The organism is Bradyrhizobium sp. Bra64 (genome assembly GCF_024519875.1).
Lineage (GTDB): Bacteria > Pseudomonadota > Alphaproteobacteria > Rhizobiales > Xanthobacteraceae > Bradyrhizobium > Bradyrhizobium japonicum_G.
In genome coordinates, this window is record NZ_JALJRD010000006.1 from 281,649 (window position 1) to 304,648 (window position 23,000).

Annotated in this window: 20 protein-coding genes; 5 read left to right on the top strand and 15 right to left on the bottom strand. The window is 65.0% G+C overall.

The annotated features are described in order from the left end of the window. Positions 1-17: 17 nt before the first annotated feature. The 3 genes from NR187_RS20230 to NR187_RS20240 form a co-directional block, all read right to left on the bottom strand. Positions 18-1,199 carry a PepSY domain-containing protein gene (locus NR187_RS20230; protein WP_211381075.1) on the bottom strand — a complete coding sequence of 394 codons (1,182 nt, stop codon included), beginning with the start codon at positions 1,197-1,199 and terminating at the stop codon, positions 18-20. Between the two features lie 63 nt (positions 1,200-1,262). Continuing rightward, the gene (locus NR187_RS20235) at positions 1,263-3,590 is read right to left on the bottom strand and encodes a TonB-dependent siderophore receptor (RefSeq protein ID WP_256807355.1); all 2,328 of its coding nucleotides are present in this window, start codon (positions 3,588-3,590) and stop codon (positions 1,263-1,265) included. 223 nt (positions 3,591-3,813) lie between these two features. Further along, entirely contained in the window at positions 3,814-4,701 is an 888-nt protein-coding gene (locus NR187_RS20240; RefSeq protein ID WP_256807356.1) for a dihydrodipicolinate synthase family protein, read from the bottom strand. 179 nt (positions 4,702-4,880) lie between these two features. On the opposite strand from NR187_RS20240, the gene NR187_RS20245 reads away from it, so the two are divergent. Both NR187_RS20245 and NR187_RS20250 read left to right on the top strand, forming a co-directional pair. Continuing rightward, positions 4,881-6,293, top strand: a complete 1,413-nt coding sequence (locus NR187_RS20245; RefSeq protein ID WP_256807357.1) for an FAD-binding oxidoreductase — start codon at positions 4,881-4,883, stop codon at positions 6,291-6,293. An 8-nt stretch (positions 6,294-6,301) separates the two neighbouring features. After that, positions 6,302-6,967 (top strand): GntR family transcriptional regulator, encoded by a 666-nt coding sequence (locus NR187_RS20250; RefSeq protein WP_256807358.1) that lies wholly within the window; start codon positions 6,302-6,304, stop codon positions 6,965-6,967. A 106-nt stretch (positions 6,968-7,073) separates the two neighbouring features. On the opposite strand, the gene NR187_RS20255 is transcribed toward NR187_RS20250, so the two are convergent. Genes NR187_RS20255 through NR187_RS20265 form a run of 3 tightly spaced genes read right to left on the bottom strand, consistent with a single transcriptional unit; the run spans position 7,074 to position 7,665 of the window. Next, complete coding sequence (locus NR187_RS20255) at positions 7,074-7,211, bottom strand: hypothetical protein (protein ID WP_256807359.1); 138 nt, start codon at positions 7,209-7,211, stop codon at positions 7,074-7,076. Between the two features lie 23 nt (positions 7,212-7,234). After that, positions 7,235-7,399 (bottom strand): hypothetical protein, encoded by a 165-nt coding sequence (locus NR187_RS20260; protein WP_211381070.1) that lies wholly within the window; start codon positions 7,397-7,399, stop codon positions 7,235-7,237. An 8-nt stretch (positions 7,400-7,407) separates the two neighbouring features. Beyond that, positions 7,408-7,665: a hypothetical protein gene (locus NR187_RS20265; protein WP_211381069.1), complete on the bottom strand. Its 258-nt coding sequence runs from the start codon at positions 7,663-7,665 to the stop codon at positions 7,408-7,410. Between the two features lie 194 nt (positions 7,666-7,859). On the opposite strand from NR187_RS20265, the gene NR187_RS20270 reads away from it, so the two are divergent. After that, positions 7,860-9,881, top strand: coding sequence for a YgiQ family radical SAM protein (locus NR187_RS20270; protein ID WP_256807391.1), 2,022 nt, complete (start codon positions 7,860-7,862; stop codon positions 9,879-9,881). Between the two features lie 19 nt (positions 9,882-9,900). On the opposite strand, the gene NR187_RS20275 is transcribed toward NR187_RS20270, so the two are convergent. Beyond that, positions 9,901-10,194 (bottom strand): DUF718 domain-containing protein, encoded by a 294-nt coding sequence (locus tag NR187_RS20275; protein WP_211381068.1) that lies wholly within the window; start codon positions 10,192-10,194, stop codon positions 9,901-9,903. A gap of 360 nt (positions 10,195-10,554) precedes the next feature. Between NR187_RS20275 and NR187_RS20280 the strand changes: the two genes are divergently transcribed. Further along, positions 10,555-11,577 carry an LLM class flavin-dependent oxidoreductase gene (locus NR187_RS20280; RefSeq protein WP_256807360.1) on the top strand — a complete coding sequence of 341 codons (1,023 nt, stop codon included), beginning with the start codon at positions 10,555-10,557 and terminating at the stop codon, positions 11,575-11,577. Here NR187_RS20280 and NR187_RS20285 read toward each other — a convergent pair. The 8 genes from NR187_RS20285 to NR187_RS20320 form a co-directional block, all read right to left on the bottom strand. Beyond that, positions 11,543-13,135: a hypothetical protein gene (locus tag NR187_RS20285; RefSeq protein WP_256807361.1), complete on the bottom strand. Its 1,593-nt coding sequence runs from the start codon at positions 13,133-13,135 to the stop codon at positions 11,543-11,545. The genes NR187_RS20280 and NR187_RS20285 overlap by 35 nt on opposite strands. Positions 13,136-13,206: 71 nt before the next feature. After that, positions 13,207-14,361 (bottom strand): cellulase family glycosylhydrolase, encoded by a 1,155-nt coding sequence (locus NR187_RS20290; protein ID WP_256807362.1) that lies wholly within the window; start codon positions 14,359-14,361, stop codon positions 13,207-13,209. After that, complete coding sequence (locus NR187_RS20295) at positions 14,358-16,511, bottom strand: GumC family protein (protein ID WP_256807363.1); 2,154 nt, start codon at positions 16,509-16,511, stop codon at positions 14,358-14,360. Before NR187_RS20295 ends, NR187_RS20290 begins: the two co-directional genes overlap by 4 nt. Before the next feature lie 258 nt (positions 16,512-16,769). After that, entirely contained in the window at positions 16,770-16,928 is a 159-nt protein-coding gene (locus tag NR187_RS20300) for a hypothetical protein (RefSeq protein ID WP_211381066.1), read from the bottom strand. A gap of 120 nt (positions 16,929-17,048) precedes the next feature. Continuing rightward, entirely contained in the window at positions 17,049-18,092 is a 1,044-nt protein-coding gene (locus NR187_RS20305) for a zinc-binding dehydrogenase (RefSeq protein WP_256807364.1), read from the bottom strand. A gap of 12 nt (positions 18,093-18,104) precedes the next feature. Then, a complete protein-coding gene (locus tag NR187_RS20310) occupies positions 18,105-18,770 on the bottom strand; it encodes a class I SAM-dependent methyltransferase (RefSeq protein ID WP_249128785.1) in 666 nt (221 codons plus the stop codon). Between the two features lie 167 nt (positions 18,771-18,937). Next, the gene (locus tag NR187_RS20315) at positions 18,938-20,494 is read right to left on the bottom strand and encodes a gamma-glutamyltransferase family protein (RefSeq protein ID WP_256807365.1); all 1,557 of its coding nucleotides are present in this window, start codon (positions 20,492-20,494) and stop codon (positions 18,938-18,940) included. A 71-nt stretch (positions 20,495-20,565) separates the two neighbouring features. Continuing rightward, positions 20,566-21,876 (bottom strand): aspartate aminotransferase family protein, encoded by a 1,311-nt coding sequence (locus NR187_RS20320; RefSeq protein WP_256807366.1) that lies wholly within the window; start codon positions 21,874-21,876, stop codon positions 20,566-20,568. A gap of 99 nt (positions 21,877-21,975) precedes the next feature. On the opposite strand from NR187_RS20320, the gene NR187_RS20325 reads away from it, so the two are divergent. After that, complete coding sequence (locus NR187_RS20325; protein WP_256807367.1) at positions 21,976-22,839, top strand: LysR family transcriptional regulator; 864 nt, start codon at positions 21,976-21,978, stop codon at positions 22,837-22,839. The last annotated feature ends 161 nt before the right edge of the window (positions 22,840-23,000 follow it).

The window sequence follows — 23,000 nt, forward strand, 5'->3', positions numbered from 1 at the left end:
CTAGCCTTCGCGCCGGTTCACTCGCCCGAAACCAGCCGCCCGAGCGGGGGCTGCGCCGGGCGCCGCAGCCTGCGGCGCGACAGATAAAGCAGCACGCCGGTGACCGCGAACAGCGGCATCAGCGCTGCCGCGATCATGAACGCCAGCTTGCCGGGCCAACCCAGAATTGCGCCGCGGTGGATGTCGAGCAGATTTGCGATGGTCTTCTCGCCGAGGGTCTTGTCGGCGTAACGCTCCGCGGAAACGAATTGGCCGGTGGCTGCATCGACGCGGAATTCGTCACGGGTGGTGTCGAGGGTGGAGTCCTTACCCCAGGAGCGGATCCGTATCGCCGTGCCCGGACCGGCGGGAAGCGTCAGCAACGCCCTGGAGAAATGGTCGCCCTCTTCGCGCTGGAACGTCGTCCACGCACGATCGAAGCCCACCGCCTGAGCCGGCTCGGGATGGCCGGGTGCGCGCGGCTGCTTCGGCTGCATCTTCGCCGCAGCGACTTGCGGACGCGACAGCAGCCGGACGACGCCATCCTTGTACCAGTCGAACGAGTACCACAGGCCGGTAAGCGTCATCACGAGATAGATCGGCAAACCCCAGGTGCCGATCACCGCATGCAGCGACCGGTGCAGTCCGCGCCCGCTGAGCCCGAGATTCGGCTTCAACCACGTCTTCACGCTGCCGACGTGACGCGGCCAGCGCAGCACGAGACCAGAGATGAGCATGACGATCAGGCCGAGCGCGGCGATGCCGGTGGTCTGACGCCCCCACCCCTTGGCATCGCCGGGAATCAGGAGCCAGCGATGCAGCCGGCGGACGGTCGCGAAAAACTCCTCACCGCGCGGCGATCCCAGCACGCGAGCGTCATACGGATCGACATACAGTGAGGCCGGCCGCACGCCCTGCACGTCGCGGCCGAAGCGAACATGCACCGCGGCCGACGGATCGCTCGACAGCGTGACGGCTGCCACCTTGCCGGCATCCTGCCCGGCCTTAAGCCGCGCCACCAGTTCGTCGGGCATCAGCGGCGGCGCCTGACGCGGCGCGACCTGCATGATGCCGCCGTTCAGATAGTCGCCGATCTCGTCCTCAAAACTCATGATCGCGCCGGTCAGCGCGATCACGGCCAGCAGCAGCGCGAGCACGAGACCCGCGATGGAATGGACCTGGAGCAGACCGGCCTTGATCGCGCGCCCCATCCTACGCATCGCTCCCGATCTCCATGATCGGCACGATCCACAAATCGGCATGGGCGCACCGCGCGACCATCCCTAAAACTTCACCGTCGCCGACAGCGAGAAGCGGCGGGCATCGCCGACTGCAACGTTCAGGGCGTTCCCGGTGCTGGACGTATAATAGAGCTTGTCGAACAGGTTCTTGACGTTGAACTGATAGGTCACCGGCAGCTTGTCGATCTTGGTGTCGTAGGTCGCAAAGACGTCCGCGACGGTATAGGCCGGCATGACGAACGTGTTGGCGGAATCGCCCGGCCTGTCGCCGACATAATGCGCACCGCCGCCGAGCCGCAGACGGCCGGGGAGCGCGTCGCCGAAATCGTAGACGAGATAGAGCGAAGCCGTGTTCATTGCGGCGTTGAACAGCTTCGCATTGCCGACGACGGGATCGTTGATCAAGCGTGCGTCGGTATAGCCGTAGCTTCCGATCAGACTCCATTGATCGCTCAACTTGCCGGTCACGTCCAGTTCGATGCCGCGCGACCTGGCTGCGCCGGATGTGCGCGCCGCCGATTTGCCGTTGCCGATATCGTCCAGCACCAGCACGTTCTTCTTCTGGATATCGTAGAACGCCAATGTGCCAGACAGCCGCTTGCTGACGTCGAACTTCAAACCAGTCTCCCACTGCGTGCCCTCTTCTGGCGCGATGGTGGAATCGACGACAAAGCCGGTGGTGAACGCCGCGATGACCGATGTCGGCTTCAACGACTGCGTATAACTCACGTAATACGAAAGCTGATCGTTCAGCTTGAAGACGACGCCGCCGAGCGGCAGTACCTTGTCGCCCGCCAGATTAGTGTTCGTGACGAAGAGAGGCCGGCCTTTCCCTGCGAGCTGCTCGTATTCCATCCAGCGCACACCTCCGACCACGGAGAGCCAGTTGGTCAGATGGAACGTGTCCTGGGCGAAGAAGCCGCGGGTGCCGAGCTTGTCGGTCTGTTCGCTATCGGTTGCCGAAACGGTCGTGCCCGGCACGATCAGCCCGTAGACCGGGTTGTAGAAATTGAAGCTCGGGGTCGCTTGCCGGATCAAATCGTGGCGATCGATCGTGCGATACAGCGCCTCGCCCCCGAACAGGATCTCGTTGCGGAAGCCGCCCATCCAGACGTCGCCCTGAAGATAGGAGGTGCCGTAGCTGGCGTTGCTCAGCGAATTGCGCGTACCGTCATTGCTGCGGGTCTCGACGCCGGTGGTGGCGTTGACGCCGGTGATACGAAGCTGGTTGGCGCTGAAGGTCTCGGTGTTGTAGCTGTAGGCCGCCGTGACCTTCCAATTGTCGTCCAGCTTCTGCTCGACCGAGGCCTGCACCAGGTCGGAAGTGCCCCACATGTTGTTGAAGGGTTCGTCGAGCCGGCGCGTCTTCGGGATCGCCAGCGGAGCGCCCTTGACGAAGGCAGTGCCGCGATCGAATGGATAGATGAATTCGCGGTGCTCATAGGTGAGCTGGACCGTCGTGGTGTCGCCGTACCAGGCCAGCGACGGGTTCACCAGCATTTCCCTGTGGCGGCCGAAGTTGCGCCAATAGTCTTCGCTGACGCCGTAGCCGATGAAGCGATAGGCGAGACCGCCGTCGCCGATCGGACCGGTAATGTCGAGCGTGCCGTCGGCGCCGCTGCGGTTGTTCGCGAAGGTCGAGCCGAGCAATGTGACCGAGCCGTGCTGGTAGAGCTCCGGACGCTTGCTGATGGTGTTGACGATACCGCCGGGATCCATGATGCCGTAGAGCAGCGAAGCCGGTCCCTTCAGCACTTCCACGCTCTCGACCGCGGCATTGAGGCTGCGCCCCTGCACCAGCGGCATGCCGTTGCGCATGATCGAGCCGTCGCGATTGTCGCCGAAGCCACGGCGGATCACCGCGTCCTGGGTGCCGGCGAGCGTATTGGTCTGGGCGATGCCGCTGATATTGACCAGCGCATCGTCGATGTTGCGCGGCAACTGGTCCTTCAGCACTTGCGCAGGCACGACGTTGACGGTCTGCGAGGTGTCGAGCGGCGAGGCGCCGCTGCGCAGCGTCGTCGAACTCGGCATCGCGCGATAACCAACCTTGGCGGCCTGTTGCGTGGCGGCCTCGGCGGCGGCGCGCTCCGAGAGCGTCGGCGCTGCGGGTGTAGCGGCGTTCCGGCTCCGCTGGCGCGCGACGCTTTGAGCGCGGCGCGGAGACTGGTCCGATGGGCGCGCCGCTTTCGGCCGCGGCGCCGGCGCTTCCACCGTCACCGGCGGCAGTGCCGATTGCGCCTGCGCGGTCGCCGTGCCGGAGGGAAATTCGGCGAGCAGCACGGCTGCGCCGATGAGAAGACCCGCGCGGCTCTCGCCGGCACGATGACGACGGCCGCTGACGCGCTGGCCATCCACAGAGACACGCACTTTCGATTCACTTCCAAGTCAGACGCAGAAGCTGGCGCGTCTAACAGTCGCGGCGATCAAAGAGAACCGTAGTCGGGCTTGAATAGCTCTAGTGTTGAATCGTTCTAAGCGTAGAGCAGCGCCGAACGTCACTCACTGATTGACGCTGTCGCGACCGCGACACGCTGCACGCGAATTCGTGGCAACGTGTCACGGTGTTGCGGTGTTGCGGTGTTGCGCGATCTCACACGATGGCGGGAGTGATCAGCTCGTCGAGCTGCCGCTTGAACGCGGTTCCGTCGGACAAGGCACGGAGCGGCGGGCGCACGCGCAACCACGCAGCATCACCGGTCTGTGCCGCCAGGATGGCCTTCAGCGTCACGAGGAACGACGGCGTCTTCAGCACGACGTCGACCGCAGCCTGCATCCGCGCTTCGACATCCTTGCCGTCGACCATGCCCTTGACCAGCTCCGGCGCGACATTGGCCATGCCGCAGATGGTGCCGGCGCCGCCGGCAGCGATCGCGCGGGCAATGTCGGCTTCGTTGCCGACGGTAATGGCGAGCTCCGGCGCGGCGGCGCGGAACGCCTGGAATTGCTTGAAGTCGCCGCTTGAGTCCTTCAGACCCGCAACGACCTTGCCGTAGCGCCTGCGCAGACTGGCAGCCACGCTGGTCGGGATCGCAACGCCCGAGACCTGCGGGATATGATAGAGCAAGGCGCGCAGGCGATCGTCGGCGACGCCGTCGAGGATCGCTGCAAAGGCATCCTCGATGCCCTCGGGCGTGACGCTGCGGTCGAAATAAGGCGGCAGATACAGCACGTGACGCAGGCCGAGGCCGAGCACGGCACGCGTCAGCGCGATGCTGTCGGTGATGGCGGGAAATCCGCCGCCGATGCCGATGCGGTCAGGCGCGACGCCGGCCTTGAGCACGGCTTCGATGGTCGCGACGCGCTCGGCGACATTGAACGAGGTGCCCTCGCCGGTCGTGCCGAACAGCACGACACCGTCGACGCCCTTGCCGAAGAGTTGCTTGGCGTGGGCCGCGAGCTTGGCGGAGTCCACGCTGCCGTCCGTCGCCAGCGGCGTCGCCGACGCCACCCAGAACCCGCGAATTGCCTCCGCCGCCATCTCACTGCCTTTTGCTGCGCCCCGGACCAAGCCTCTGATCGCCAACGATCTTCGGAAGCTTCCCGAGTCTTGATTTTGCTTTACTTTCCATCTTGTACCTTACATACAAGGAAGACGCAAATCCTTTTCCGCTGTCGCGGCGCGCCCTGGACGCGACCAATTCCAAGGGGAGGTCTCACATGAACATGGTGACCCCGATCGAGCGTCCCGACCAATTGCTTGGCGCCTTGCGCGACAGGCTCGGCGCGGCTGCCGTGCTTGTCGGCGCCGACGTGCCCGCGCGCAATTGCAACGACTGGAGCGCGAGCCTGCCGCAAACCCCGCTCGCGGTGATCCGCCCGGTCGACGCCCAAGGCGTTGCCGACGCGATTGCGACCTGCCGGAAGGCGCAGCTGCCGTTCGTGCCGCAGGGCGGATTGACCGGGCTGTGCCGCGGTGCCTCGCCGGAAGCAGGCTGGGTCGCGATCTCGCTGGAGCGCATGAGCGGCATCGAGGAGATCGATCAGGCGTCGGCGACGATGACGGTGAAAGCCGGCACGCCGCTTCAGACGATTCAGCAGGCGGCCGACGAGGCCGGCTTCTTCTTTCCGCTCGACCTCGGTTCGCGCGGCTCCTGCGCGATCGGCGGCAATCTCTCGACCAATGCCGGCGGCAATCGCGTGATCCGATACGGCATGACGCGTGAGCTGGTGCTCGGACTCGAAGTGGTGCTGCCTGACGGCACCATCATCACCAGCCTCAACAAGCTGATGAAGAACAATGCCGGCTACGATTTGAAGCATCTGTTCATCGGCTCGGAAGGCACACTCGGCATCATCACCCGCGTGGTGCTGCGGCTGTTCCCGAAACCGCGCTCGACCATGGCCGCGCTGTGCGCGCTGAAGGACTATGCCGCGGTGATCGCGCTGCTCGGCGCCGCGCGAAGCGGGCTCGGCCCGCTGCTGTCGGCGTTCGAGGTGATGTGGCCGGATTACTGGGACGTGATCACGAATCGCGCCGGCGTCAAGCCGCCGGTCGCCGCAGGGCATGGCCTCTACGTGCTGGTCGAAGCGCAGGGCACCGACGAAAGCCTGGATGCGCCGCGTTTCCAGGCCTGGCTCGAAGAGCTGATGGAGCGCGGGCTGCTCGCCGATGCCGCCGTGGCCCAATCGCTGGCGCAGACGCAAAGCTTCTGGCGCGTGCGCGACATCTGCGCCGAATTCGGCCAGGTGCTGGGCCCGCACATCTCCTACGACATCGGCCTTGCGGTGGCGCGGATGGACGAGTTCGTGACGCGTTGCAAGGCCGCGCTCGCGAAAGGCATCAAGGGCTGCGAGAGCGTCTATTACGGCCATATCGGCGACGGCAATCTGCATCTCGTCTCCTGGGTGACCGGCCTTGCCGTCGAGCAGCAGCCGAAGGAGGAGATGGACGCGATCATCTACGATCTCGTGCGCGAGCTTGGCGGCAGCGTTTCCGCCGAGCACGGCATCGGCACGCTGAAGAAGAAGTGGCTGGGTCATGCCCGCAGCGATGCCGAGATCGCGCTGATGCGGACGCTGAAGGCCGCGCTCGATCCGGATCATCTGCTCAATCCCGGCAAGGTGATCTGAGAAAGCCGATGCGATCGCTGAAGCTCGATGTGCCGAAATCGCTGTCGCAGCGGGTGATGCAGCGGCTGCGCCAGGCCATCATCGACGGCGAGCTCGCGCTCGGCGCCGCGATCTCCGAGGAGATGGTGGCAAATTCCTTCGGGGTCAGCCGCACCCCGGTGCGCGAGGCGATGGGCCAGCTGCAGGCGCAGGGCCTCGTCGTGATCCGGCCGCAGGTCGGCAGCTTCGTGTTCACGCCGAGCGCCGAGGACATCACCGCGCTCTGCACCTTCCGCATCGCGCTGGAGCCCAAGGCCGCCGAGCTCGCCTTCCGCCACGACCGTGACGGCGCGATCACGACGATGAGCGAGGCGATCGCATCGATGGAGCCGGCGATTGCGGCCAGGGACAACATCGCCTACGGCCGCGCCGATGCCGCCTTTCACGAGGCACTGTTCGCCCATTGCGGCAACCGCTATCTCGCCGAATCCTATCAGCTTGCCTCCAGCCGTGTCGCCGCGCTTCGCACCAACCTGACTTCGCCGATCGACGTGCGCACGCGCACGTCCTTCGACGAGCATCGAAGGCTGCTCGATCTGTTCGCGCGCGGCGAGTTCGGCGCCTTCGCAGCGCTGATGACCACGCACATCACCAATTCGGGCGTGGTCTATGCAAAGGCGCTGCAGGTCGATTGAACGCTTCTAAAGCACGATGAGATTGGATGAATCGTCAACGCGCTCTAGGTTCTTGTTTGAGCATGATCTTTTCGGAAAACCGCTTCGCACCTTTCCGGATCGTGCTCTAGCGCGGCTCCTTCGAGCCCGGCCTGTCCAGAAAATCCAGCGCGGTGTTGATCTGTTCGAGCTGGTGCTCGATCTTGTCGCGATCCTCGACCGACGGCGCCTTCGCGAGCTGCTCCACGAGTTTCTGCTTTCGCAACAGCAAGTTCTCTATGACTGTGCTCACAGCTCCCCCATCGCCAGAGGGCGAACATCGAGGAATCCCGGCCCGGACGCGAGCGCGCGCAGGCCGGCCCGGCGCAAACCCTCCATCAGAATGTTCGCGGAGACGGTTGGTTCCTGCGATTGAACCACGATGCTTCCGGCGGAACCAGCAGCGGGGCTCATGACCGCCTTCAGCTGTTCCCCTGCCCATGGAGCACGCGCATATCCCATGAGGGCTGCATATGCGGCGCTCGCAGTGCTCCGGGCGGCGAGACAATGCTCGCGAGCAACGCCGGCACAATTGGCGTGCGGGTGACGGAGACCGAGAACACCGCCAGCAGCGCGCAGACCATGCAGAGCCTCATCCGCACCGTCCTGCGATCGGTGATCGGCAGTAGCAGGAAAAACATCATCGCCAGGATCAGCAGTGCGTCGACCAGAAAAAGCATGGATCTCTCCCTCGAAACTGAGGGGAGGATGACGCGACGCGTATCGGCCGTATGTGGACCGTGTCACAGTCCGGCAACGCCGCTCCCGCGCGCGGTTGGCGTTGCCGAATTGCGCGCCACGCGGGAACCGGAATCGGCGAAGACAGCCCATCGATCGGTTGTATTCGCGGCGCCGGAGTCCTATGCGTAAGCGCATGGACACCCAGATCATGACCGCCGAAAAGCCCCTGATGGCGCAGGCGCGCCCGCGCAAGCCGGCGCCGTTCCTGCCGATGAGCCGCGCCGAGATGGATGCGCTCGGCTGGGATGCCTGCGACATCGTGCTGGTGACCGGGGACGCCTACGTCGACCATCCGAGCTTCGGCATGGCCATCATCGGCCGTCTGCTGGAGGCACAGGGCTTTCGGGTCGGCATCATCTCCCAGCCCGACTGGCATTCGGCCGAACCGTTCAAGGTGCTCGGCAAGCCAAAGGTGTTCTTCGGCGTCACCGGCGGCAACATGGATTCCATGGTGAACCGCTACACCGCGGACCGCCGCATACGCAGCGATGATGCCTATACGGCCGGCGGCGAAGGCGGCAAGCGGCCGGACCGCTGCACCGTTGTCTACGCCCAGCGCTGCCGCGAGGCGTTCAAGGACGTGCCGATCGTGCTCGGCGGCATCGAGGCCTCGCTGCGCCGGATCGCGCATTACGACTACTGGTCGGACAAGGTGCGCCGCTCGGTGCTGGCCGACGCCAAGGCCGACCTCCTGCTCTACGGCAATGCCGAGCGTGCCGTGGTCGAGGTGGCGCAGCGGCTTGCCGCCGGCGAAGCGCCGCGCGCGCTCGACGACATCAGGGGCGTCGCGCTGTTCCGCCGCGTGCCCGAGGATTATGCGGAGCTGCACGCCGACGATCTCGATTCCGCCGACGAGGGCGCATCGCGGACGAAAGGCTTGACCGTGATCCGGCTGCCGGCGCTGGAGCAGGTCGAGCAGGACAAGGAAGCCTATGCGCGCGCCTCGCGCGTGCTGCACCGGGAGAGCAATCCCGGCAATGCGCGGCCGCTGGTGCAGCGTCACGGCGACCGCGATCTCTGGCTGAACCCGCCGCCGATCCCGCTCACCAGCGACGAGATGGACGCGGTCTACGACCTCCCCTATGCGCGCGCGCCGCATCCGTCCTATGGCGAGGCAAAAATCCCCGCCTGGGACATGATCAAGTTCTCGGTGACGATCATGCGCGGCTGCTTTGGCGGCTGCACCTTCTGCTCGATCACCGAGCATGAGGGCCGCATCATCCAGAACCGCTCGGAAGGCTCGATCCTGCGCGAGATCGAACTGATCCGCGACAAGACGCCGGGCTTCACCGGCGTGATCTCCGACATCGGCGGTCCCACCGCCAACATGTACCGGATGGCGTGCAAGGATCCGAGGGTCGAGGCGGCGTGCCGGCGGCCGTCCTGCGTCTTCCCGGAGATCTGTCCGAACCTCAACACCTCGCATGACGATCTGATCCGGCTCTATCGCAAGGTGCGCGAGACCAAGGGCATCAAGAAGGTGATGGTCGCCTCCGGCGTGCGCTACGACCTCGCGGTCGAGAGCCCCGAATACATCAAGGAGCTCGTCACCCATCACGTCGGCGGTTATCTGAAGATCGCGCCGGAGCATACCGAGCGCGGCCCGCTCGACAAGATGATGAAGCCGGGCATCGGCGCCTACAACCAGTTCAAGCGGATGTTCGATGCCGCCGCCGAGCAGGCCGGCAAGAAATACTACCTGATCCCCTATTTCATCGCGGCGCATCCGGGCACGACCGACGAGGACATGATGAACCTCGCGCTGTGGCTCAAGAAGAACCGCTATCGCGCCGATCAGGTGCAGACCTTCCTGCCCTCGCCGATGGCGACCGCAACCGCGATGTACCACACCGGCGTCAATCCGCTGCGCGGCGTGCGGCGCGGCGGCAGCGACAAGGTCGAGGCGATCAAGGGCCTGCGCCAGCGCCGCCTGCACAAGGCCTTCCTGCGCTATCACGACCCCGACAATTGGCCGGTGCTGCGCGAGGCGCTGAAGGAGATGGGCCGCGCCGATCTGATCGGCTCCCGCCCCGACCAGCTCGTTCCCGCGCACCAGCCGCCCGGCACCGGCAAGGCCGCCGGCACGAGGCGGCCCGTCCGCCCCGGCGGCAAGACGCAGCGGTTCACGACCAAGGGCCTGCGGGTGATGAAGTGACCGCGCGCCGCATCACCTTCTAGAGATCGAGCACGACCGGCCCCGACACGGCATCCGTTACACCGCGTCCGTTGCCCTGGTCCTCGAGCACGGACCTGAAACTGTCGAGGGTCTTGATCATCGCGGACCGCGCCTCGACCAGCGCGTCCTGACTGGACCATGTGCCGATGAGGCAGAAGGTCTGCTCGCCGGTCTTGATGATGATTCCGTGCTCGAGGCCTGGCCATTTGGCCTTGCCGTTCCGATGCGCGTCGAGGAAGGCGGTTTCCTCGCCAAGCTTCACCTTGAACCTGACCACATTATAAACCTGCATGTGCGCCTCCTGAAAATGGGCTGGGAATAAGCGAGCGCCGCTCAAGGTCTCGGGCGAAATGCCCAAACGGCCGCCCCGGCCGATTGTTGCCCTCGCGGGCTGCGTCGTCACCGTGACAAATCATCATGGCGCCCCTGGCGTTCGCGGCCCGCACAATAAAAACATCGAAAACAACCCCATGCACAGTAGCCGGCATGAGCGGGATCAATAGCTTAGGCGCTGTTGTGGAGCGGTTGACCCGTCGGGCAAAACAGGGGCAGGATGGCATCATCGGGCGCCTGTGGATTTTCCTGACCACACCTTCGGTTTCAACCGAATGTCAGAAGACGCCCGCCTCCTCATCATTCATAGATTACCTCCATGAAGAAGATCGGATTCCTGTCCTTCGGACACTGGACGCCCTCGCCGCAGTCGCAGACCCGCTCGGCCGGGGACACGCTGCTGCAATCGATCGAGCTTGCCGTCGCAGCCGAACAGCTCGGCGCCGACGGCGCCTATTTCCGCGTGCATCATTTCGCGCGCCAGCTGGCCTCGCCCTTTCCTCTGCTCGCGGCCGTCGGCGCGAAAACCAGCACGATCGAGATCGGCACCGCCGTGATCGACATGCGCTACGAGAACCCGCTCTACATGGCGGAGGATGCAGGCTCCGCCGATCTCATCGCCGGCGGGCGGCTGCAGCTCGGCATCAGCCGCGGCTCGCCCGAGCAGGTGATCGATGGCTGGCGCTATTTCGGTTACCAGCCGGCCGAGGGCGAGAGCGACGCCGACATGGGCCGGCGCCACGCCGAGGTCTTTCTCGACATCCTGCGCGGCGAGGGTTTTGCAAAACCCAATCCGCAGCCGATGTTTCCGAACCCGCCGGGGCTGCTGCGCCTCGAGCCGCATGCGCAAGGCCTGCGCGACCGAATCTGGTGGGGCGCCGGCTCGAACGCGACAGCGGTGTGGGCCGCGCAGCACGGCATGAATTTGCAGAGCTCGACGCTGAAGAACGACGAGACCGGCGAGGCATTTCACCTGCAGCAGGCCGCCCAGATCCGCGCCTATCGCGCCGCGTGGAAGGAGGCCGGCCATAGCCGCGAGCCGCGCGTATCCGTCAGCCGCAGCATCTTCGCGCTGATGAACGATCGCGACCGCGCCTATTTCGGCGGGGAGCGCGGCGGCGAGGACCAGATCGGCTTCATCGACCCGCGCACGCGCGCGATCTTCGGCCGCTCCTATGCCGCGGAGCCGGATGCGCTGATCGAGCAGTTGCGGCAGGACGAGGCAATCGCCGAGGCCGATACGCTGCTGCTGACGATCCCGAACCAGCTAGGCGTGGACTACTGCGCGCATGCGATCGAGGCGATCCTCACGCATGTCGCGCCCGCGCTGGGGTGGCGGTGACGGGACGCGGAATGGAGCGATCCGACGAAGACTCGGCATCCTGTCCGGCGGCCGCCCGCATCCTGATCTGGCTTCCGATCACGAGTCCGGTGAGCGAGAGCATGAGGCCCAGCGCCGGCGGCGCGAACAGGGCCTCTTCCTGGAACAGGCCGTTGAGCAGCACGACCATGACGCCGAAGCCGGCGAGGCCCTGCGTCAGATATCCTGAGGAGGCGTAGAGGCGCCACGCCTTGAGCGCCATGGCGAAATAGAAGCCGAGCGGCACCAGCGCGGCAATGCCCATCTGGTAGATCAGCACGCCGATCGCGCTCTCGACCGCGCCGTCGATCGTCCCGGCAGCCTGCGCGGCGCTCCAGTCGATCGAGAAATAGCTGTCCGACAGGTTGCCGCCGATGCCGAGACCGCGGCCAAACGGCTTCGCGAGAAATCCGTTGAGGCCGCCCATGAGGCCGATGACGTGGTAGTCGCCGATCTGCAAGCCGACACGGATCGCGACGAGCGCGAACACCATCAGGCCGAGCAAGCCGAGCACCAGCGTCACCACCGCACCGAGCAGACGGGTCGAGATCCAGGCCGCGATCACGAACACCAGCGTGATGAGCGCGCCCTTGACGCTGCAGACGATCAGGAGAGGCAACGCAGCGAGGGCCAGGAACGGACGCCCCACCGAGAACAGGAACAGCGCGAAAAAGGCGATGCCGTAGCCGAAGCTGATCGCGCTCATGTTCGGCCCGTGGATGCGCAGGATCTTGGACAGGCCGAAGCCTTCGAGCAGCGGCGTGTTCAGGAAATCGAAGCTGAAGCGATCCTTGAGGTCGACGGGCACGTTTCCGGTGGCGCGCATCTGCGCTTCCCAGACGCCCGAATGGGTCGCCTTGAGCTCGTCGAAGCCCCAGAACGTGTAGCCATTGGTGACGACCAGCCAGAAATCGCGGAACGCAAACTCGACATAGCCACAGATGATGAGAATGACCGCGAGCGTCACAAGGAACGGCGTGGCGCGGACCTCGAAGGTCGACGCCGTCAGCAATGAGAGCTGAAACAGGAACAGCGGCAGCACGATGTTGCGCAAATAGACCGACGCCGGTTGCCCGTCTTGGACGAAGCCGATCGCGAAATACAGCGCCACCACCGCGAGGGTGACGACACCCCAGAGCATGATCCGGTTGGTCTCGACCGACTGGTTCCTCCGGCCGAACACATAGAGGCCGAACGTCGTCAGCCACATCACGGAACAGACGAGGAAATTATAGCCCTTGATGAAGTCGAGCTCGGACGGGATCGACACCAGCGGCGACAGGATCGAGACGAACAGGTTCTGGAAGAACAGGACGAAGATCGCGACGGCCGGCGCGTAGGTCGGAACCGCAAGGACGATGGCGATCGCGACGAGGATTTCGACGGTCAGGGACAGCACAGGGCTCGCGACGTGCAGTATCGGAACAAAGCCGATCGCCGCCACGGCGATGCAGAACGTCGGGATCAACTCGCGCAGCGGCGAAGGCTCGGCAGAGCCAGCCTGCACGGTCTGATATTGCGGTGAGGTCCCGCCAACCATGGCGTCGTCCTTTGGCGTAGCGCGGGGCCACGATAGCGGCGGGATGTGTAAGGATTCGTTAACGATAAGGGTCAGCGCCTGGCCGGTCTGGTCGCGCCCAGCAACGCGCGCATCACGCCGGGATCGGGCCTGCCCGTGCTGTTGTCGACGAGGCCGAATCCCTGTTGCAGCTCCCAATGCGTCCAGCCCCAGCAGTGCTCCCTGGCATAGGCGGTCACCGCCGCCAGCCAGCGCACCCGGCTGTCCCGCGGGGCGCCTGCTTTCAGCACGCCGAACTCGTTGACGATGATCGGCCGCGAAAACTGCTGCTGCCACGCGACGGCAGGCGCGAGCCAGCGATCGACATCAGGCTTGTCCCTGGCAACCGCAATCGCGGTGTCGAGCATGCCGAGCGCCTTGGTCGCGCCCCTGTCCTGCAAATCCCGGCGGAGTGCCTGGACTTTGGGATCACCGGCGTTGATCGGATAAGGCAGATCGATGATGTCGTGCAGTGGATCCTGTGCATCCCAGTGACCCTGATGGGTGAACACCATGGGATCATAGAAGTGGATGGCGTAGACGACGTTCGGATCCGGCAACGGGCGGAATTGCGGAAGCGAGTCCGCGCGCTGCCAGTTGACCGGACCGACAACCAGTGTGGTGGCAGGGAGCAATCGGCGCACGAAGGCGGCGAGCGCTTCGACCTCCTTTTGCCACCGGTCGGCTTCGACATCGGGCTCATTGAGCAACTCGGCGAAGACGCGATCGGCCGGATAGGCGCGAATGATCTCGGCCAGACCGCTCCATGCCTCCTCCATCTCGCGCAACGCCGCGTCCGGATCGTCCTTGTGCAGGCGATTGAAGCGGTCGCCGGGATGGAGATCGACGGAGGTGGAATAGCCGAGCGCCATGAGCTGCTTCAATGCGCCGTCGAGCGCCCGCAGCGTCTCGTCGCGTTCCGCCTTCGATGCGAAGCGAAGCATCACGCGCTCGGCGGACACCGGCAGCCGGACATGGCTCATTCCCGCCTTGCGAAGCTGCAGCAGCAACTCGCGGCTGGGGGCTGCGGATCCCGGCCCGTTGATCCAGCCGTCGGCATTGAAACCGCGCGACAGTGCGGCAAGCCTGTCCGGCGCGACCGTCTGCGGCACAGGCACACAATTGTCAGCCAGCGCCGGTGGGCCTGGCGAGATCGACAGCAAGATCGCGGCGACGAACAGGCGACGGCGCGGCGGCGTCACCGTCACACCGCCCGGCTCAATGCGCCGCCCTCGGGATAAGGCGCCGCCGTGCCCGCGGGCGCATGATTGACGACGAGACCGGTCGGCACATTGTTGTATCTCGACAGCGCCGCGGTCACCCGCCGCATCGCCGCCGAACCGAGCTCGCCGGCGCGAACCACCGGGATGATCAGATCGGCATGCGCGGCCAGCGCGATGGCGTCCGGCTGCAAGGCGAGATTGCCCGCATGGACGATGATGAGATCGAATTCCGAGCGAATGTCGTCCTCCGGCCTCGCATCGGCCTTGCGGCCGGCACTCAAGAGCTCGTCGATCGACTGAAGTCCCGCGGTGGTGGATCCATCCTGCCATTCGGTGACGGGAGGCTGGGCGCCGGCGAATTCCGGCTGCAGCCGGATCAGCACGCTCATCATGCCGCGATTGACGGCCGCGCGGTTCAGCGAGCGCGCAACGGTGTTGCCGCCGGCGCTCTTGCCGACCGACAGCACGAGGGCGACCTTGCAGCCGCGCACCGGCGTGCGATCGATTCTCTCAAGAAGCGGACGCAGATAAGCGCCGAGATCGAGCTCGGCCGTGGCCGCGACGGGTCTTTGCCAGACGGTATTGGGAGCGGCGCCAGACGCCAGATCGGGAATGCGCGCCCAGACCGGGAGATTCGGCATCGCCTCGGGCTGGCGCGTGACCGGTGCCGCAGGCGGAGCTTGCCGATGGGGCACGTTGATCGCTTCCGCGCCCACAGGCCTTTGAACAGGAGCCTCCGCAGGCGCGGCCCGGTCAGGCATGCTTCCCATCGCCGCAACGGCGGCGGTCGAGGTCAGGAGCGAGCCGATCGCGAGGGCGGCGAGCAGCAAAGCGAGCGGTGGACGCGTCGAGCGCAGCGGCGGAATCGCGGGCGACGCGACCTTGGTCTGCGAGCTCTGCAGCTGACGCTGCTCGTTGGTGGTCTTGAACCGCGACAGGAACTGCTCGTAGATGTTCTTGTTGGCATCGGCGTCGCGCTGCAACTCCTGCAGCTTCACCAGCGCCTGGCCGTCGACCAGCATCTGGGTCTCGACCGCCTTGAGCTGCTTTTCCAGCGCGTTCTGCTGCTCGAGCTGCGACTCGTATTCGGACTTCGCCGTGTCGATGTTCTTCTTCCGCTCGACCTCGATCTGCCGGTTGATGTCGGCAAGCTGGCTGTAGGAGATCGCAAGATCGGGGTGGCGGTCGCCGTAGACCGCTTTCTTCTGCGCAATCTGGTCGTTCAGGGTCGAGCGCTGCGCGCGCAGCATGCTCAGAAGGTCCTGCTTCACGGGACCTTCGACATTGGCCTTGAGATCGCGCTGCACCTGCTCGTAACGCGCCTTGGCTTCCTCGGTGCGCGCGCGGGCGGCGGAGACCTGCTGATTGATATCCGTCACCCGCAATTGCTGGGTGGTGGAATCCTTGCCGGCATTGAGGATCTTGTGCTCGAGGCGGAAGGCCGCGACCGCGTCTTCCGATGCGCGCAGGCGCTCGTTCAGCGCCTTCAGCCGGTCCTTGAGCCAGTCGGCCGCCTCGTCCGTGGCATCGGTGCGGACGCGACCCTGGCTCGCGGCGAACGCATCGGCGATGGCATTGGCGTAATACGCCGCCCGATCCGCACTGTTCGAGGTGAAGGAGATGGCGATGACATAAGTGAGCCCGCGGCGGGATATCTCGAGGCGGCTGCGGAATTTTTCGAGCAGACGGGTCATGTCGGTATGACCGCCCGCGATGTCCTCGTCGTCCGCGATCTTGAGCTTCTCGATCAGGGGCCGGAGAAAGCCGTCCGATTTGGCGATCTCGATCTGGCTCTGAAGCGCCGCCGCATCCTGGCCGATACCCGGCAGCACGTCCTGATCCGAGGTCACGCGCAGCTCGCGGGGATCGACCACGACCAGCGCCGTCGCGGCATATCGAACCGGAACAACCATCAGAACGAGCACGCCCAGGGCGAACAGCGCCAGCGCCAGCGTCAGGATGCGGCGGACATTCTCGCGCAGGAAGGAGAGCGCCCCGGAGACGGTCAGCGATCCCCTGATCAGCGCAGGACCATCGCTGTCGGGCTTGCCCGTCGCAGCCCGCGGAGCTTCCCACGAAGCCGCAGGCTCCGTCGGGGCGATGCTTCGCGGAGATGCGCTTCTACCGAACGCCATAGGGTTGGACTCGAAATCAACTGACCGCCACAAGCTCAGAGGCTTGCTACACCGTAAATATCCATGGTTAACCGCCGGTTACGGCCGCCGAGAACCGTCATGGCTCGCAGCCTCGCCATGCGCCCAATGGGGGGTGAGAGTTCCCCCGAACGCTGGAAGCGAGCGAGGGCAGGCGGAGGACGGGGGAGCACCCGCCGCGCGCGGGTTCATCTTCGATGATTCCCGGCCCGCCCGGCGCCGACGCGGTCTACCGCGCGCTCAAAACAAGGCGGCGTTGACAGCCTGTCCGTAGATCATTGCGGCCACGAGAGAGAGCAGCAAGCCCGCGCCCGAGAAGATCACGAGGACTTTCAGGGTTTCGACATCAACGCTGGTTCTCGTCGCGCGGGATATTGCCTTTGCCAGTGCAGCCATCATCGCCAGCTCCGAACGGGCCGCGCGGAGGCACGGCCTGTTTCATCTAGCCTTATCGGGCGCGTTTTGCGTGTGAAGCAGATTACAGCTGAACTTGCGTGCGGCGCCGCCAGCCGTGAGCGGTCAGCTGATGTTCAGAAGGATCCGCCCCGATTTGCCGCTGCGCATCAAATCCAGCGCGTCATTGATGTCATCGAGCGCGAACGCGTCGGTCACGATCCCGCGGTAACTGACCTTGCCGGCCTCGTCGAGGCGAACGAGACGCGGGATATCGCGCGCCGGCTGGCATTGCCCGCCTTCCGAGCCCTTCAGCACTTTCTCGAAGTGCAGCGGCAGCGTGTAGATTTCGACCTTCTCGCGGGGAACCCCGACAAGGATGCAGCGGCCCTTCTTCGCGGTGACCTCGTAGGCGCGCTCGATCAAATTCCTGACGCCGGTGGTCTCGATCACCTTGTCGGGTCCGTCGGCTCCGGTGATGGCGCGTATCTCGGCGGCCAGATCCGTTGCCGCGTCGGAGTTGATGGTGTGGGTGGCGCCGAACTGCCTCGCCATCTCGAGCTTGTTGTCGAGGCGGTCGATCGCGACCACAGGACAGGCGCCGACCATCGCTGCAAACTGCACGATGTTCAACCCGACGCCGCCGACGCCGAACACGACGACGGCTTCGCCGATGGCGATCTGCGCGTCGTTGTTGACGACACCGAGTGCGGTCGTCACCGCGCAGCCGAGCAGCGGCGCGCTGCTGCGATCGATCGAGGCGGGAACGGGCGTGACGCGATTCTCCGACACCACGGCATATTCGTTGAAGGTGGTGATCCAGCCCGCGTTGAGGCGTCTGCCGCGCCAGGAATAGACCGGCGTATTGGACTGGACGCCCTTGCCCGGCCGCCAATGCATGACGACGGTGTCGCCCTGCTTGCAGGAGACGACGCCGGGCCCGGTTTCGACGATGGTCGCCAGCGCTTCGTGCCCCAGCAGGTGCGGCAGGAACCTGTCTGCGCCCTTGACGGCGTCGATCTCGTTGATCTGTGCCCCGCAGATGCTCGAGGTGTGCACGTGCGCAAGCACCTGGCCGTGCTCGAGCGTATCAGGCAAGGTGAACTCGTCGACGATCAGCGGCTTGCCCGATTCGACCAGAATCGCAGCCTTGGCAGTCTTGATGTCCATCAGAGCGCCCGGTCACTCGAAATAGATGAATTCGTAATCGCCGGTGTAGCCGAGCTTTTCGTACAACCAGACCCATTCCGATGTGTGCAGGATGGACTCCGCCGTCAGCGCCCAGCATTCGAGGTTGTGCAATTCGGCGACGTTCCGGTAGGCCTCGACCATGATGTATTTGTTCTTGCCGACCCGCTCGATCTCCTTGACCGCCACATCGAGCTCATAGAGCCGGAGATTGTGCAGGGTGCCGAGCGAGATAACGAGGTCGAAACTGTCGTCGCCATAGGGATAGACGTCCTGGGCGCGATGGCTGAAGAGGTACGGCTTCACCTGCTCGTGCGCATTTTCGAGACCGTGCTTCGAGATGTCGAAGCCGGCGACCTTCAGGCCCGGCAGGATCTTCTGCATCTCGTACAGCAGGAAGCCCTTGCCGCAGCCGACGTCGAGCACGCTGGAGCCGTCCTTCAGACCATAGGTCTCGATCAGCGCCTTGGCGACCGGCGCCCAGCGCCCTTCGATGAAGCGGTAGCCGCCATAGCCGAAGCGGCGGTCGCCATCCCAATAATCGGCCTCGTATTCCCGCGCCTTCAGCGAGCAGGCGATCTTGTCGTCGTTCATGCGGGCCATGTAGTCGCGCTTGGTCGCAGTATGCAGCGGCGTCACGATATTGAGCAGTCGTCCCATGGGGTCCTCGGATTCGAACACGTGCTGAGCCTAGCACTTTGTGCTCGCGATCATCATTGTTTCAAATCAACCACCAGGATCGCGCGGCGGAGTGTCGACCCACCTCGCCGGGAGGCGGCGCGGCGCGTGACGGGGGCCACCCGAGTTGTCGCGGGTCGGCGGCCCGTTCACAGGGCGACGACGTACCCGTCCCGCCTCGGATCGGCGGCACCCGTCATCACTCCGGTTTCCGGATCGAGCGCGATGGCCTGCATGCCGCCGCAGAGCATGGTCCACCCGGTGTCCAGGATCTCGATCTCGTGGCCGCGGCGTTTCAGGTCGGCGATCGTTTCCGGCGCGATGCGGTTCTCTGCTTGAATCAAGCGGCCATCCCAAAGCCGCGCACGCGGCGCCTCGATAGCCTGCTGCAGCGGAAGGCCGAACTCGACATACTGCACGAAAGCCTGAGCCTGGGTTTGCGGGATGCCGTAGCTGCCGGGCGTACCAAGCGCGAGCACCGGACGGTTGCTCCGCGTCGCAAGCGATGGCGCCAGGGTCACCGGCAATGCGTCGCCTGGCTTGGCCAGGTTGGGGCTTCCCGGCTGCACATCGGCCCAATGGAGGTGGTTGTTGAGGCAAACGCCGGTCCCCGGCACCACGACGCCGCTGCCGAACGGGCTGCCTAGACTTTGCGTGATGCAGATCAGATTGCCCTCGGCGTCTGCGATCGAGAACGAGGTGGTGTGCCCGGGGTCGGCACGATCCTGCGGCATCCACTGCTCGGTCGGACCGGTGATCGGCCGGCCGTCGCTGACGCGCTGCCGGAGCCGCGCGATCACCGCGTCGGACAAGACGTCAGATTGATCCAGCCCCATATGACCGTGTGTGATGCGCTCGCCGGCTGCAAGACGGATCGCACGATAGACCGTGTCGAGATGATCCGCGCCGTCCTTCGGCAGGCGCCCAAGGTCGTAACCTTCAAGAATCTTGAGGGTCAGGGCCAATTGGAAGCCGCCGCATTGCGACGCCGGGACGTGAAGCTCAAGCCCTCGATACGACACGGTCAGGGGATCGAGCCAATGCGGCTTGACGGAAACGAAATCGGCCAGCGTCAGGCTGCCGCCGAGCGTGCCGAGATGATCTATGATCCGTCGGCCGAGCTTGCCGCCATACAGATGCTCCGGCCCCAGTTCGGAGATCTCGGCAAGCGTTCGCGCGAGTTCAGGCTGAGGGATGATGGTGCCGAGCTTCACCGGCATGCCGTACGGCAGGTAGTTTTTGACCAACGCACCGTATAGTTCCGGCCAAGGCTCGAGCAGCGGCACTTGCTCGTTGATCTCATCGCGACCGAAATCCGAAAGAGCAAAGCCGTCGTGCGCCAGCGTGATCGCCGGGGCCAGGACGTCGGGAAGCGATTTGCGGCCATAGCGCGAGAGCAGTTCACACCAGCCCGCGAGATTTCCAGGCGTTGAGGCCGCCTGCGGGCCGCGCTCGAGATCGAGGCGGCTGGTGTATCTTCCAACCGGAAAGCTCGCGGGCATCGGCGGCGTGAAGTCGAGCACGCGAACGCGCTTCTCGTCTGACGCCCAGATCGTTGCCAATCCAAACCCGGCAAGTCCGGACATGAACGGTTCGACCACATTGAGGGCGGCCGCGGTGGCAACGGCCGCATCGAAAGCATTGCCGCCCTGGATCAGGAGCCGTGCACCAGCCTGCGCCGCAAGCGGATGCGCGGCAGCGACCATGCCGTGCCGCGAGAACAGCGTCGGACGGCCATATGTCCTGGCGAGTTGCATCTGTTCAGGCTTCCCGGCGATCAGTGCCCGTTCGCTGCGGCCTGGATCGCCTCCGACATGATCTCAAGACCGCGATCGATTTCGGCCTCGGACACCGTGAGCGGCGGCGCGATGCGGAAGACGCCGCCCATGCTGGGCAGCTTGACGATATTCATGCTGAGACCACGACGCATGGCTTCCTCCATGATCCGCGCGCCGAGTTCGAAGCCCGGCGCCTTCGACTGCCGGTCGACGACGATTTCAAGACCGAGCAGAAGCCCGCGGCCCCTGACGTCGCCGACGCATTCGAACCTTTGTTGCAGCGACAGCAATCCCTGTCGGAGCCTGTCGCCCCTGGCGGTCGCCTGCGCGACCAGCCCGTCGCGCTCGACGACGTCGAGGACCGTCACGCCGACCGCGGCGGGCAGCGGATCGGAGACATGCGTGGTGTAGAACAGAAAGCCGCGCTCAAATGCGGCCTGCTCGATGGCCTGGGTCGTCATGACGGCGGCGAGCGGCAGGCCGGCACCGAGCGTCTTCGACAGCGTGAGAATGTCCGGCACCACGCCGTCGCGCTCGAAGGCGAACATGTGCCCGGTGCGGCCAATTCCGGTCTGGGCCTCGTCGAGGATCAGCAGCATCCCGCGCTGTTCGCATTTTCGCTTCAGTGCGGCGAGATAGCCGAGCGGCAGTTCCAGAATGCCGCCGCTGGACAGGATCGGCTCGGCGATGAAGGCCGCCAGATTGCCGGTCGACTGGCTGTCGATCAACGCGAACGCATCGTCCAACTCGGTCTGCCAGTCGTTGCTGCCATCGGCGGTCTTGAAACGTGGCCGATAAGCGTTCGGCGCGGGAATGACGAACGATCCAACCGCAGCCGGCCCGTACCCGCGCCGGCCCGCGCTGTAGGTCGCCGATGCCGCAGCGCCGGTCATGCCGTGCCAGCTTTGCGCGAAGGCAACGATCTCGTGCCTGCCGGTGACCAGCTTCGCCATTCGGATCGCCGCTTCGTTGGCTTCCGCACCTGTCGTCAGCAACTGCACGCGGTCGAGGCCGGGAGCAAGCGCGGCGAGACGCTCGGCCAACATCACCACCGGGCGCGAGAGCATGCCGCTGAAGAGATGAGCGACCGCACCCATTTGCCGCGCGACGGTGGCGACGATATCGGGGTGCGTGTGCCCCAGCACGGCGCTCATCTGACCCGACGTGAAATCGAGGATGGCGCGTCCGTCGGCGTCGTACACGAAACTGCCGGCCGCCCGCTCGATAATGACGGGTTCGAAGCTCGGGCCGTAGCGGGTCAGATGCGTGTTGGCGGAAGCCCAGAAATCGGGATCGGCGTTCAAGGTCATGACAGGCCACCTCCGCTTGGAATGTCAGACCTCTAGTCAATCATTTGACTTCAGGCTAATTGATATTATTCAAGCTGGATATCAATCAGACTGATACCGATGCTGGATCTCACACTCCTGCGAAATTTCGTCGTCGTGGCCCGTGTCGGCTCCATCAGTCTGGCCGCCTTGCAGATCGGCCGGACGCAATCCGCGCTCAGCATGCAAATGCAACGGCTGGAAGAGACGATCACGCAACCGCTGTTTCACCGCAGCGGGTCAGGAATGAGGTTGACCGCGGCCGGCGAGAAACTGCTCGCACACGCCGAGACGCTGCTGGCGCAGCACGATGAGATTCTGGCCGACATGAGCGGTGAGGGCCTCAAGGGAGCGTTGAGCCTGGGCTGCCCGGAGGACTACTCGATCGCCTTCCTGCCGGCGCTGCTGAAGGGGTTCTGCGCGCTCCATCCCAATGTCGAGCTGCGCATGGTCTGCGCCCCGACGTCCGAGCTGCGCCCCATGCTGGCGCGGCGCCAGATCGACATGGCGCTGGTCTCGCTGTCTGATGCCGGCGCGAGCGATGTGATCCGCCAGGAGCGCTTCGTCTGGGTGGCGAACGAGGCCGAACCGAAAATACTGACGCAAGACGTCCTGCCTCTGGCCCTGGCGGCGCCGATGAGCCTGGACTACCGCGCAGCCTGCGCCGCGATGAACGCGGTCAACCGACGTTACAGGGTCGCTTACGCAAGCAACAGTCTCGCCGGCTTGATCGCGATCGCGCGGTCCGGTCACGCGATCAGCGTCCTGACGCGAACCGCCGTTCCGTTCGATCTTCACGTCGTGTCGGCCGGATTGCCTCTGCTTCCGACGATCGGCATCGCGCTGGAATTCTCGGAGGCCAAGCCGTCCTTGTTGGCGACAACGCTGGCCGAGCACGTTCGCACCGTGCTGCCCGGACTGAAGACCAAGGCGGAGATCGATTAGCTTGCCGCCGAGCTGGCGAAGCGGGCCCGGCGACGCCTCCCATCATCCAATCATTCAGCCCACGGCAGTGTCGCAGGTTAAGAGCTCGCAGGCAGACGATCTGACGGACTCCACAGCTACCTCAAGCGGCCAAGTCAGCCGTAAGCGGCTCGTCAAAGGAT